Annotated in this window: 12 protein-coding genes; all 12 read left to right on the forward strand. The window is 60.3% G+C overall.

The window, feature by feature from the left end:
- Positions 1–99 precede the first annotated feature (99 nt).
- Positions 100–819 (forward strand): protein TolQ, encoded by a 720-nt coding sequence (gene tolQ, locus FF098_RS15405; protein ID WP_155142213.1) that lies wholly within the window; start codon positions 100–102, stop codon positions 817–819.
- Positions 820–1,236, forward strand: a complete 417-nt coding sequence (gene tolR, locus FF098_RS15410; protein WP_155142215.1) for a protein TolR — start codon at positions 820–822, stop codon at positions 1,234–1,236.
- 29 nt (positions 1,237–1,265) lie between these two features.
- Positions 1,266–2,192 carry a hypothetical protein gene (locus tag FF098_RS15415; RefSeq protein WP_155142217.1) on the forward strand — a complete coding sequence of 309 codons (927 nt, stop codon included), beginning with the start codon at positions 1,266–1,268 and terminating at the stop codon, positions 2,190–2,192.
- Positions 2,193–2,342: 150 nt separating this feature from the next.
- A complete protein-coding gene (tolB, locus tag FF098_RS15420; RefSeq protein WP_166426580.1) occupies positions 2,343–3,674 on the forward strand; it encodes a Tol-Pal system beta propeller repeat protein TolB in 1,332 nt (443 codons plus the stop codon).
- 176 nt (positions 3,675–3,850) lie between these two features.
- On the forward strand, positions 3,851–4,378 hold the full coding sequence (pal, locus tag FF098_RS15425) for a peptidoglycan-associated lipoprotein Pal (RefSeq protein ID WP_155142219.1): 528 nt from the start codon (positions 3,851–3,853) through the stop codon (positions 4,376–4,378).
- A gap of 162 nt (positions 4,379–4,540) precedes the next feature.
- Positions 4,541–5,590 carry a tol-pal system protein YbgF gene (gene ybgF, locus FF098_RS15430; RefSeq protein ID WP_166426581.1) on the forward strand — a complete coding sequence of 350 codons (1,050 nt, stop codon included), beginning with the start codon at positions 4,541–4,543 and terminating at the stop codon, positions 5,588–5,590.
- A complete protein-coding gene (gene tilS, locus FF098_RS15435) occupies positions 5,584–6,915 on the forward strand; it encodes a tRNA lysidine(34) synthetase TilS (protein ID WP_155142222.1) in 1,332 nt (443 codons plus the stop codon). Before ybgF ends, tilS begins: the two co-directional genes overlap by 7 nt.
- Before the next feature lie 47 nt (positions 6,916–6,962).
- On the forward strand, positions 6,963–8,885 hold the full coding sequence (gene ftsH / locus FF098_RS15440) for an ATP-dependent zinc metalloprotease FtsH (protein WP_155142224.1): 1,923 nt from the start codon (positions 6,963–6,965) through the stop codon (positions 8,883–8,885).
- A 65-nt stretch (positions 8,886–8,950) separates the two neighbouring features.
- Positions 8,951–9,751: a dihydropteroate synthase gene (gene folP / locus FF098_RS15445; RefSeq protein ID WP_155142226.1), complete on the forward strand. Its 801-nt coding sequence runs from the start codon at positions 8,951–8,953 to the stop codon at positions 9,749–9,751.
- Between the two features lie 129 nt (positions 9,752–9,880).
- Positions 9,881–11,251, forward strand: coding sequence for a phosphoglucosamine mutase (gene glmM / locus FF098_RS15450; protein ID WP_155142229.1), 1,371 nt, complete (start codon positions 9,881–9,883; stop codon positions 11,249–11,251).
- A gap of 43 nt (positions 11,252–11,294) precedes the next feature.
- Positions 11,295–11,822: a hypothetical protein gene (locus FF098_RS15455; protein ID WP_155142231.1), complete on the forward strand. Its 528-nt coding sequence runs from the start codon at positions 11,295–11,297 to the stop codon at positions 11,820–11,822.
- Positions 11,819–12,616, forward strand: a complete 798-nt coding sequence (gene thiD, locus FF098_RS15460) for a bifunctional hydroxymethylpyrimidine kinase/phosphomethylpyrimidine kinase (protein WP_155142234.1) — start codon at positions 11,819–11,821, stop codon at positions 12,614–12,616. Before FF098_RS15455 ends, thiD begins: the two co-directional genes overlap by 4 nt.
- The last annotated feature ends 21 nt before the right edge of the window (positions 12,617–12,637 follow it).

Genomic DNA, 12,637 nt, shown 5'->3' on the forward strand with positions numbered 1-12,637 from the left:
TTTGTCCTAGAACAGTCGTACTAAATGCCGTCAGATGTGCTAGACGGGCATGATTACGGTTAACAGGCGCTGCAGCGCCGCAATTTTGAGGGGTCTTCCATGCAGACTGAAGTGTCCATCACGACGGACGCCGCGCTGGGTCACGATTTCAGCATCTGGGGCATGTTCATGCAGGCCGATCCGCTGGTGAAGGCGGTGATGGTCATTCTTGTACTGGCCTCCATCTGGTCCTGGGCAATCATGATCGACAAGTCGATGCTGCTCGGCAAGCTGAAGGGCAAGTCGTCAAAGTTCGAGGATGCCTTCTGGTCCGGAAAGCCACTCGACGAGCTGTACATGAAGCAGCGCGACAAGGCCGATCACCCGATGGCGCGCGTTTTCGTCGCCGCCATGGGCGAGTGGGAGCGGGCGAGGGGGATGGTCAAATCCTCTTCTCTCGCTGTCGGGGCCCAGGACCGTATCGAAAAGGTGATGAACGTCACCATCAACCGCGAACTTGAAAAGGCCGAGCAGGGCCTTTCTATCCTCGCAACGATCGGTTCGGCTGCCGTGTTCATCGGCCTGTTCGGTACCGTCTGGGGCATCATGAACGCTTTCCAGGCCATCGCGCAGCAGGGCGACACCTCGCTGGTCGCCGTTGCGCCCGGTATCGCCGAAGCGCTGTTCGCCACGGCTCTCGGTCTCGTCGCCGCCATCCCGGCGGTCATGGGTTATAACCATTACTCCTCGGCCCTGAACTCCTACGCTGTCAGGCTGCAGGGTTTCGCCGACGAGTTTGCCACCATCCTGTCGCGCCAGTTCGACGAAAGGGCCAAATAGATGGGTATGAGCGTCGGCAACAACCGCAATGGCCGTGGCCGCAACAAGCCGGTCGCCGAAATCAACGTCACGCCCATGGTCGATGTCATGCTGGTGCTGCTGATCATCTTCATGGTCGCCGCGCCCCTTTTGACAGTCGGTATCGAGGTCGATGCCCCGGAAACTGAGGCGACGGCGATCAACAGCTCTGTCGAGCCGCTGACGATCACGATACGCGCCGATGGCGAGATCTATGTCCAGGAAACGGCGATCGACTACGACAACCTCGTCCCGCATCTGCAGGCCGTGGCGCAAGCCGGTTATCAGCAGGACATCTATATCCGGGCCGACAAGACCGTTGTGTATGACCGCGTCGCCAAGGTGATGGGCCGCATGAAGGCGGCCGGCTTCACCCGCATGGCGCTGGTCACCGAATAGTTTACGGCCCAGGAGGCAGTTTCCCGGCGATGCGTTTTGCCACCCTCATATCAGCCATGCTGCATGTCGCGGCGGTCGGCGTCTGGTTCATCATCCCGGCGAGCTGGCGGCCCGTGGGCCCGTCCGATCCGATCGTCCCGATCGAGATCATCTCCGAGGCCGAGCTGTCGGACCGCCTGTCCGTTGTCGAAACGCGGGTAGAGCCGGAGGCTGAAGCCGTGGAGCAGCCCGCGCCGGAAGAGAGAGAGGAGCAGCCCCCTGTTCCGACCACCCAGCCCGAACAGCCGCAGGAACAGCAGCCTGAGCCCGAACCAGAGCCCGTTCAGCTGCCGCCAGAACCGGAGCCAGAACCGGAAGAGCAGGAACCTGAGCCCATAGAGGAGCCAGAGCCAGAACCGGAGCAGCCGAAAGAAGAGCCCAAAAAGGAAGAGCCGAATAAGGACCCTCCGAAGAAAGATCCGCCGAAGCAGGAGCCGCCCAAGGAGCCGGAGCTCGACCTGTCAGCGCTGGAAAGCGCCCTGACGGATCTCGACCGTGAGGAAACCAATGCCCCGCGCGAGGCGCCGACCGAAACCGGTCAGGCCCAGCAGGGTGACCGCGATGTCAACCAGGTCGGCCTCGGCGATCGCCTGTTGGCAAGCGAGGAAGCAAAGATGAAAGCGCGGATGGCGGAATGCTGGAGTGCCCAGGCCTTCCTTGGCGCCCCAAAACCTGAGACTTTGATCGTCACTCTGTCTTTCGAACTCAATCGTGATGGCTCGCTGAAAAGCACTCCGAAAGTGCAGAACGCGATCCAGATAAACACATCGGGTAATCCATTCTGGAAAGTTGCAGAACGCAGTGCAATCAATGCCGTGATCGATTGTGCCCCTTACAACTTCCTCTCACTTGACCGCTACAATGAATGGAAATCGTTCGAAATGACTTTCAATCCGGCCGAAATGGTCGGGTTCTAGTCAGCAGTGGCTGGATTGTGTGGACCTGACGGGATTGTAAGTCGGGAATTGCAAGTAGCATGGTCTAACTTTGGCCATGCTTGTCGCGGAAAAATCAGTGCAGTGGCCGACGGCTGGGCGCTGGAACATTTGGGTAACAAGAGAGATATTATGATCCGTATGCCTATGAAAATCTTTTCGATATTTGCTGCGGCTATTGCTGGTGCTGTTGTCAGCCTGACACCCGCTGTTGCGCAGGTGAAGATCGAGATCACCCAAGCCAATAATGAACCCATGCCCATCGCTGTGCCGGCTTATCTCTCTGCCGGCTCGGAAACCTCTGCGCTGGCACAGGACCTGACCAATGTGATCATGGCGGACCTTGAACGCTCCGGGCTTTTCTCGCCGATCGACCAGCGCGCCTATGTACAGAAGCTGGAGACGATCCACGAGCGTCCGCGTTTTGAAGACTGGCGCATCATCAACGCCCAGGTGCTGATTGCGGGCGAGGTGCTGCCGACCGACGATGGCCGCATCCAGGTCAATACCCGCCTGTGGGACGTCTATGGCAATCAGCAGCTCGCTTCCATCGCCTTCAAGACGCCGGCTGAAAACTGGCGCCGCGCCGCCCACAAGGTCGCCGATTTTACCTATGAGCAGCTGACCGGCGAAAAGGGCTATTTCGACACCCGCGTCGTCTTTGTCGGCGAAACCGGCCCGAAGACGGATCGCGTCAAGCGCCTGATGATCATGGACCAGGACGGTGCCAACCCGGTTCCGCTGACCGATGGTCTCGACTATGACGTGCTGACGCCACGCTTCTCGCCGACCCAGCAGCAGATCACCTATCTTGCGCTGTTCGATTACCGTCCGGCGCAGGTCTATCTGTTCAACATCGAAACCGGTGAACAGGAAGCCCTCGGTGCCTATCGCGGCATGACGTTTGCTCCAAGGTTCTCGCCTGACGGTACCAAGGTTGTGCTCAGCGCAGAGCGCAACGGCAATTCCGATATCTCGATCATGGACCTGCGCACGCGCCAGACAACTCAGTTGACGGATAACCCGGCGATCGACACCTCGCCCTCCATGTCGCCGGATGGCTCGCAAATCGCGTTTTCGTCCGACCGTGGCGGCTCGGAGCAGATATATGTCATGAATGCCGACGGCTCAAACCAGCGCCGAATCACCTTCAAGGAAGGTCGCTACGGTACGCCGGTATGGTCGCCCCGCGGTGATCTCATCGCCTTCACCCGCCAGCATCAGGGCCGGTTCTATATCGGCGTTGTCCGCCCCGACGGGTCAGGAGAGCGTCTGCTGACGGAGAGCTACCTTGCTGAAGGGCCGACATGGGCACCTAATGGCCGTGTCATCATGTTCTCGCGCGAAAGCCACGCAGGCGGGCCGGTTTCCCTATGGTCCATTGACCTGACAGGCCAGAATTTGCGCCAGGTTACGACGCCCGGTGAAGCATCAGACCCGGCCTGGTCGCCTTTACTGCCGTAAATGGGTGAAGTTTTAGCAACAATCTTCAGTCCTTATTGAAAAAAGCTGGAATAAGAGTAGATTCAGCGCGGTCAACAGGCTTATGGGGAGCCTAACCCTGCATACAAGGGGGCTTTAGAGGGACCTTCAACGCCTCAAACAGCCTTGCAGAACGCAAAGTGGAGCTGAAGTTTAAAATGCCTATCAAAAAATTTCTTCTGAATACCGGTATCGTTGTTGCCCTCGCGGCCGTAGCTGCCTGTTCTTCTACACCTGAAGAAACAGAAGTTGTCGACAACACACCGACCCGTGAAGTCGTAACGCCGAGAACGCCGGTCGAAACATCTTCCATCGTCCCTGGTTCCCAGGAAGATCTGGAAGAGAACGTCGGTCACCGCGTCTTCTTCGGTTACGACGAGTACAATCTGACCAGCGAAGCTCAGGCCCAGCTGTCCCGTCAGGCCGCCTGGCTCAAGCAATATCCGGAAGCCCGCGTGCGCATTGCCGGTAACTGCGACGAGCGCGGTACGCGTGAATACAACCTGGCCCTCGGTGCCCGCCGTGCAAACGCCGCCAAAGCTTATCTGACGAGCCTTGGTATCGATGCATCGCGCATCACCACCATTTCCTACGGCAAAGAACGCCCGATCGCATCGGGTTCCAATCCGCAGGCATGGGCCCAGAACCGTAACGCCTCCACCATGCTGGTCACCACAGGCGCCTAAGGCGTCGCGTGACTGCCATTGTGGTAGAGTTCAAATGCGCCAGACATGTTCTGGCGCATTTTTTGTTTCAGGACGGCGAATGCCGTCTGTCACAGTTTAACCATCGTTGCCTGACAGGCTGACGCTGAGTATTGTGATGATATCAAACAGATGAGGTCGACCATGTCCCAGATCAGGCTCTTTCGCCAACCACTGAAAAAAGCCTGTGTGCTGACGGTTATTGCCCTGTCGGGCACCAGCCTTTTCGCTGTGGCCAGTGCCCAGCAGGAACCGGTGACGCCGGAACGGCTGAACCGTATCGAGCGTGCGATTTCTGACCTGCAGGGGGTTGTCTATTCCGCCGAGGGCAACCGGTTCGATCCATCTCGCGTGACAGGTCAGTCTGCCCTGCCGCAAGGCCAGGATGGTTCCGCTGCGTCAATGACAGTGCGCGTCAGCCAGATCGAACGCGAACTGCAGACCCTAACCGGGGAAGTGGAGCGGCTGCGCTATGAGCTCGACCAGAACAACCGCCGTATTGAATCGCTGACGCAGGCCCTGTCGGTCATGGGCCAGCAGCAGGCACAGGGCGGTTATGATGGCGGTGTTGGTGACGGCTATGGCGGCGAACCCTATGATGACGGGTCAGGCCTTCTGTATGAAGACGATTATTCCGGCCAGTCCGGTGGCGGTGCCACGGGCGGCCCATCGGACCTGCGTGGCCGTGCGCCGGTGCGTCCGGCTGATGGCGGCAATGGCGGCACGATGAATAATTCCGGTCAGGGTACAGGCCTTCCCGCGGGTGTCGACAGCCCGTTCCCTGTCATCAATGACGCCGAGGACAGGCTGATGGACCCGGATGCCGCCTATGAAGGCGCGTTCGATGCGCTGCTCAGCGGCAATTATCAGGAGGCGGAGCAAGGTTTCGCCCAGTTCCTGCAGGATTATCCGGAAGATCCGCGCGCAGCCGATGCGCAATACCGGCTGGGCGAGATCTATCTCGCGACCGGTGCCAATTCCCGCGCCGCCGTTGCGTTTCTCGACCATATCAAGAAATGGCCAGACGATGCCCGCGCGCCGGAAAGCTATCTGAAGCTCGGCATTTCCTATAACCGTCTCGGCAAGAATGCCGAGGCCTGCCAGATCTATACGGTCATGGGCAGCAAGTTCCCGAACATGACGCCCGCCCTGCAGGACCGCATGGCGATCGAACGCGGCAAGGCCGGGTGCTGACCAACAACCACACAAAGCTCATCGAACAGGTGACACAGGCGCTCGCTCATTACCGGGGCGAGCGTCTTGCTGTTGCGGTCTCGGGCGGTGCCGATTCCATGGTGCTGCTCTGGGCAGTGGCACAGGCTTTCCCGAAAGAGCGTATCCTGGCCCTGACGGTCGATCACGGCTTGCGGTCACAGGCTGCCGCCGAAGCAGCGATGGTCGCTGACTGGTGTTCCGGGCAGGGGACAGAACACCTGACCCTGCAATGGACGGGCGACAAGCCATCAAGCGGCATTCAGGCAGCGGCCCGGGCAGCCCGATATCGCCTGCTTGCTGGTGCCTGCAATCGGCAGGGCGCAACTGTCCTGCTGACGGCTCACCATGCCGACGACCAGGCGGAGACCGTGCTGGCGCGGCTCGCACGCGGCAGCGGGGCAGAAGGGCTCGCGGCCATGCGACCGGAAAGGCTGATCGCTGCCGGGGCGGGGGCACCCGTCGCGCTCGTCCGCCCGCTCCTCTCCTGGCGGCGGTCGGCCCTGCGCAACATCGCGGAAACCAACGACCTGCCCATCGCTGACGATCCTTCCAATGACGATCCCACCTATGAGCGCGTGCGCCGCCGTGCCTTTCTTGCCGCAGCGGGCGTTCAGGATTTTCTCAGTGTCGATGCCCTGAACCGGACGGCAACATCCCTTGCCGAGACGGCAAGCCTGCAGGAAGCGCAGCTGGATGATGCTTTTCGCGCAGCCGGTGGCTGGGTGACGGGTTCCGGCACCGTCATGCTTTCGCGCAGGCGGTTGGCTGATCTGCCTGGAGGGCTGGCGTACAGGCTGCTCGCCCGGGCGATCGAGGCCGCAGGCGGCAGCGATATGCCGGTCTCCCCCACCGATGTCCCGAAAGGGGGGCTGGAAAAGACGATCACCCTTGCCGGTGCCATGTGTACCGTGGACGGTGACGACCTCATCATCATGCGTGAACCGGCGGCACTGAACGGGCGGGCGGATGGCGCTGGCGGCGGGGCGGTGATGCCGATCAACGCCGATACGCCCGGCCGTGTCTTGTGGGACCGGCGATTTATCGTCGCAATTCCGCCAACTGCCCGAAAACAAAGCGGTTTTTCGCTTGGCCCCATCGGCTTTTCAGCCCCCGGGCCGGTGACAAGGACCCGTCTTGCCTCTACCATGCCGGGCCTGTGGCACGATGGCCGGTTATTTGCAGTGCCATCTTACGCAAAAACAATGCTTTGGCATGCCGCTGCGCCTTGGAACGAGGCCCGCGCCGACTTACATGTAGAAGCGTTAACCGAAGAACGACTTTTTCGCCGGATCATTCGTTTCTGAACGGTCCCGAACCGAAATACGACCCGAAGCAAGAACAGGATTTTTCAATGAATGGACGTAACTGGCTGATCTGGGCTGTGATGTTCCTCGTGCTCCTCTTGATGGTGCACTATGTGTCTTCCAGCGGCCCCAGCACCAGCGTCGAAAGGCTGACCTATTCGCAGTTCTCCGAACAGCTCGACAATGGCAGCATCAATTCCATTACCTTCGAAGGCGAAAAGGCCACGGGCACGACCTCTGGCGGCGATGCCTATGTTGTTGCCGTGCCTGAGACGATCCAGCCATCCGTGGCAGATCGCGCTGAGGCCAGCGGTATCAATGTCGAGTTCAAGCCGGAAGAGGACATGCCGCTGCTCCTGTCCATCTTCATCAACCTGTTGCCGTTCGCTCTGCTGCTGGCGCTCCTGTTCTTCGCCATGCGACAGATGCAGGGTGGCAACGGGAAAGCCATGGGCTTTGGCAAGTCGCGCGCCAAGCTGCTTACCGAGCGCCATGGCCGCGTCACCTTTGATGACGTTGCCGGTATCGACGAGGCCAAGGAAGAGCTTGAAGAGATCGTCGATTACCTGAAAGACCCGATGCGCTTCCAGCGCCTTGGCGGCAAGATCCCCAAAGGTGCTCTGCTCGTCGGCCCTCCGGGTACCGGCAAGACGCTGCTCGCCCGCGCCATTGCCGGCGAGGCGAACGTACCGTTCTTTACCATCTCCGGTTCGGACTTCGTCGAGATGTTCGTCGGTGTCGGTGCATCCCGCGTCCGCGACATGTTCGAGCAGGCCAAGAAGAACGCGCCCTGCATCATCTTCATCGACGAGATCGACGCCGTCGGCCGGTCCCGTGGCGCAGGCCTCGGTGGCGGTAATGACGAGCGTGAGCAGACCCTGAACCAGCTGCTGGTCGAGATGGACGGTTTCGAGGCCAATGAGGGCATCATCCTCATCGCCGCGACCAACCGGCCGGACGTTCTCGACCCGGCACTGCTGCGCCCGGGCCGCTTTGACCGCCAGGTCGTCGTGCCGAACCCGGACCTTGTCGGTCGCGAGAAGATCCTTTCCGTCCACATCAAGAAAGTACCGCTCGGACCGGATGTGAACATCCGAACCATTGCGCGCGGCACGCCGGGCTTCTCCGGCGCCGATCTCGCAAACCTCGTCAACGAGGCTGCCCTGATGGCGGCACGGCGCAACAAGCGTCTCGTTACCAACAAGGAGTTCGAGGACGCCAAGGACAAGATCCTGATGGGCGCGGAGCGTCGCTCCATGGTTATGAGCGAGCGTGAAAAGCGCAACACGGCCTATCATGAGGCTGGTCACGCCATCGTCGCGCTGACGGTGCCGGAATCCGACCCCGTCCACAAGGCGACCATCATCCCGCGTGGCCGGGCCCTCGGCCTCGTCATGCAGCTGCCGGAAGCTGACAAGTACTCGATGAACTACGTCCAGATGACATCGCGCCTCGCCGTGATGATGGGCGGTCGTGTCGCCGAGGAACTGGCCTTTGGCAAGGATCAGGTCACCTCAGGCGCGGCCTCCGACATCGAGCAGGCAACCAAGCTTGCCCGTCGCATGGTCACGCAGTGGGGCTATTCCGACAAGCTCGGCTTCGTTGCCTATGGTGAAAACCAGGACGAGGTCTTCCTCGGTCATTCCGTGTCGCGCACACAGAATATCTCCGAGGAAACGGCCCAGCTGATCGATGAGGAGGTCAAGCGCCTCGTCAATGAAGGCTTCGTCGAAGCCAAGCGTATCCTGACCGAGCGCCGTGAAGGCTGGGAAGCCCTTGCCGAAGCATTGCTCGAATACGAGACGCTGACCGGCGAGGAGATCAACCAGCTGCTGAACGGCGGCAAGATCGTCCGCGAAGACCCGTTCGACAAACCGCAGGACCCGCCGTCTTCCGTGCCCAGCGCCGGCTCTCCGTCTGCTGGTGGCAAGGAAGGCGACGCGCCGGATGGCGAGCCGCAAAACGCCTGATGGTTTGAACTGACTGTGAAGAAGCCGCATGTTCTCCGCATGCGGCTTTTTTGTTTCGAGGGTTTATGAGCAGTTTCCAGATCATGGGGATCGTCAATGTCACCCCGGACAGCTTCTCCGATGGCGGGCGCTACTCGGAGGCTGCCCGTGCTGTCGAGCATGGCCTGCAGCTGGTGGAGGAGGGCGCGCATATTCTCGACATAGGTGGTGAGTCCACCCGTCCGGGGGCAGACGATGTGCCGGTAGAAGAAGAAATCGCCCGTGTCGTCCCGGTGATCGAGGGCTTGGTGAAGCACACGAGCGCGACCATTTCCATCGACACCCGCAAACCAGTTGTCGCCCGCGCCGCCCATGCTGCCGGGGCCCATATCTGGAACGATGTGAGCGCCCTGACCTGGGCCGATGATAGCCTGGAATCGGCTGCCGAACTGGCGATGCCGGTGGTGCTGATGCATGCCCAGGGTGATCCGAAAACCATGCAGCAGAACCCGGTCTATGGCGATGTCGTTGAGGAGGTCACCGGCTGGCTTGGCGAGCGGATCGAAGCCTGCATCGCCGGGGGCCTGCCGAAGGACCGCCTTATCGTCGATCCCGGCATCGGCTTCGGCAAGACTGTGGCGCATAATCTTGCCCTGCTGGCAGGGCTGGATCGCCTGACGACGCTGGGCTGCCCGGTGCTGCTCGGGGCATCGCGCAAGCGCTTCATATCCGCCATCGACCGCGACATGCCTGCCAATGACCGCCTCGGCGGCTCTATCGCTTCGGTCCTCGCCGGTGCGTCACGGGGCGCAACAATGTTCCGTGTCCATGATGTCGCCGCCACGCGACAGGCTCTGGCCATGTTTTCAGCAATAGAAAGCCATTAGAACGTTAACGGTTCGTCGCAATTTGTGATGTAGGATGCGCTCGAATTCAGGCGTGCCTCTTGTTACACACGCTTGTGACCGCTTTACGAGGTCATTTTGGGTAAGAAGAAAAAGCATAAAGAGAAAGCCATGCGCGGCGACGAAGCAAAGACACCGGAACGCGAAATTTTCGGCACGGATGGCGTGCGTGGACTGGCCAATGCCGGCGCAATGACGCCTGCCAATATCCTGCGTATCGGCATGGCCGCCGGTCGTGTTTTCCGCCGGGGAGAGCATCGCCACCGGGTCGTCATCGGCAAGGATACGCGGCTCTCCGGTTACATGATCGAGCCGGCGCTGACCGCCGGTTTCACCGCCGCCGGCATGGATGTGTTCCTGCTCGGCCCTTTGCCGACTCCGGCCATGGCAATGCTGACCCGCTCCCTGCGTGCCGATATCGGGGTAATGATCTCCGCCTCCCATAATCCGTATCATGACAATGGCATCAAGTTTTTCGGCCCGGATGGCTACAAGCTGTCCGACGAGGTGGAGCTGGAAATCGAACGCCTGATGGCTGACAGCCCGGATGTTGGCCTCGCCGATGCTCAGGACCTTGGCCGCGCCAAGCGTATCGACGAAGCCGGTGCGCGTTATATTGAATTCGCCAAGGGCACGTTTCCGCGCAGCCTGTCCCTTGAAGGCCTGCGCGTCGTCCTCGACTGCGCCAATGGTGCAGCCTACAAGGTCGCCCCCAGTGTTCTCTGGGAACTGGGCGCGGATGTGAAATCGATCGGCGTCAATCCCAATGGCTTCAACATCAACCGTGGTGTCGGCTCGACCGCACCAAAGGCGATGCAGGAAGCTGTCGAGGAATATCGCGCCGATATCGGCATCGCGCTCGATGGTGACGCCGACCGTGTCATCATATGCGACGAGAAAGGCCGCATAATCGATGGCGACCAGATGATGGCGACCGTCGCTGCCCACTGGCAATCGCGGGGCCGCCTGCGCGGTGGCAAGGTCGTCTCTACCATCATGGCCAATATGGGTTTCGAGAAATATCTCGAAGATCTGGGCCTCGGCCTGACGCGCACGAAAGTCGGCGACCGCTATGTGGTCGAGGCGATGCGCGAGAGCGAGGCCAATATTGGCGGCGAACCGTCCGGTCACGTCATTCTGACCGACTACGCGACCACCGGTGACGGCCTGATCACCGCGCTGCAGGTGCTCGCTGTCGTGGCGGCGGAGGATAAGCCGGTCTCCGAGGTCTGCAATCGCTTCAAGCCATTCCCGAGCCTACTTGAGAATGTCCGCTATACGGACGGCGACCCGCTGAATGACAAGCAGGTCAAAAAAGCAATCGAGGATGCAGAAGCCGCCTTCAACGGCAAGGGCCGTGTCGTCATTCGCAAATCCGGTACCGAGCCGGTTATCCGCGTGATGGCCGAAGGCGAGGACGAAGCGCTGGTCAAGCGCGGCGTGAAGGATATTATTGCGGCGCTCGAAGAAGCGATTGGCTAAGACAACCCTGACTTGCTAGGCTCTCTTCGAGAAAGGAGAAGCTATGGTCAAGGGCATTGCGATCGTCCTGTTTCGTCTGTTAGGCGTATTTTTCTGTCTCACGGCCTTGCTGACATTGCCTTGGACGATCAGCGACTTTTTCCAAGTTGGGGGTGATGCCCTGACGGGCCTCATTCATTTCGCCATCCTGTTTTCCAGTGGCTTAATGCCTATCGCTTTTTCAAAATCACTAGCAGGCCTGATCGTGCCTCGAGACGAGAATAATGGCCTGGCGGAAACAGCTGTCAGCGCCGAGGAGATCGTCTCGGCAGGGACAATTCTGATCGCTCTATATCTGCTAATTGTTGGTATCGGTAATCTCGTCGCTCCAATCTTGGAACTCATGGAATTTCTTTGGACAAAAACCGTCGTGATGTCACAGGATCACGATGAAGACTTTATCGCAGAAGGCCAATCCATCATTGGCCGCTACGATTATCTGATCGCTGGCGTTGCCAAGGTTGTTCTTGCGCTTATTGTCCTCCTTTTCCATCCCCGTATTGCAAAACTCGCAAGGAGGAAATCTGCATGAAAGGTCGTGTCCTGATCATTGCTGGGTCAGACCCCTCCGGCGGGGCGGGCATCCAGGCCGATATCAAGGCGGTGACGGCGCTTGGCGCCTACGCCGCAACGGCGATCACGGCAGTGACGGTGCAGAACACGCAGGGCGTCACAGGCATACACCCCATTCCTGGCGACATCATAAAAGGCCAGATCGATGCCGTGCTGTCGGATATTGGCGCAGACGTCATCAAGATTGGCATGATCGGCTCTGTTGCAACGGCTGAGATCATCGAGGAAACGCTGAAGGCCAATCCCGGCATTCCGGCGGTACTCGACCCCGTGCTGGTCGCGACCTCCGGCGACTCGCTCGGCGACAGTGATGTCGCGACCTTCATCCAGGACAGGCTATTACCGCTGACGGCGCTCGTCACGCCGAACATGCCGGAGGCAGAGGTGCTGACCGGCCTGACTGTGACGGGTGAGGCAACACAGAAGCTCGCAGGCCAGAGCCTGGTCGGGGCAGGGGCCAAGGCTGCCCTCGTCAAGGGCGGCCATGGCGGGGGGCAGACGGTCACCGATGTCCTGTGCACCAGTGATCATCCACCCCGGTCGTTCCTGAAGCCGCGCATCCGCTCGACCAACACCCACGGCACCGGCTGCACGCTGGCCTCGGCCATCGCCGCCGGAATGGCGCAAGGGCTCGATATCGACCACGCGGTGACGCAGGCGCTCGATTATGTCTGGAAGGCGATCAAGACCGCCCCGGGGCTCGGTTCGGGAAATGGACCCCTGAACCATGCCCACTCGCTGGACAAGGGCTGATCACTTCGACCAGCAAAGCCA

Source organism: Aquisalinus luteolus, from assembly GCF_009712425.2.
Lineage (GTDB): Bacteria > Pseudomonadota > Alphaproteobacteria > Caulobacterales > Parvularculaceae > Aquisalinus > Aquisalinus luteolus.

Coding starts and splice junctions, on each gene's coding strand:
- pal (WP_155142219.1), top strand. CDS start 3,851: ATGCCTATCAAAAAATTTCTTCTGAATACCGGTATCGTTGTTGCCCTC.
- ybgF (WP_166426581.1), top strand. CDS start 4,541: ATGTCCCAGATCAGGCTCTTTCGCCAACCACTGAAAAAAGCCTGTGTG.
- glmM (WP_155142229.1), top strand. CDS start 9,881: ATGCGCGGCGACGAAGCAAAGACACCGGAACGCGAAATTTTCGGCACG.
- tolQ (WP_155142213.1), top strand. CDS start 100: ATGCAGACTGAAGTGTCCATCACGACGGACGCCGCGCTGGGTCACGAT.
- ftsH (WP_155142224.1), top strand. CDS start 6,963: ATGAATGGACGTAACTGGCTGATCTGGGCTGTGATGTTCCTCGTGCTC.
- FF098_RS15455 (WP_155142231.1), top strand. CDS start 11,295: ATGGTCAAGGGCATTGCGATCGTCCTGTTTCGTCTGTTAGGCGTATTT.
- thiD (WP_155142234.1), top strand. CDS start 11,819: ATGAAAGGTCGTGTCCTGATCATTGCTGGGTCAGACCCCTCCGGCGGG.
- FF098_RS15415 (WP_155142217.1), top strand. CDS start 1,266: ATGCGTTTTGCCACCCTCATATCAGCCATGCTGCATGTCGCGGCGGTC.
- folP (WP_155142226.1), top strand. CDS start 8,951: ATGAGCAGTTTCCAGATCATGGGGATCGTCAATGTCACCCCGGACAGC.
- tolB (WP_166426580.1), top strand. CDS start 2,343: ATGATCCGTATGCCTATGAAAATCTTTTCGATATTTGCTGCGGCTATT.
- tolR (WP_155142215.1), top strand. CDS start 820: ATGGGTATGAGCGTCGGCAACAACCGCAATGGCCGTGGCCGCAACAAG.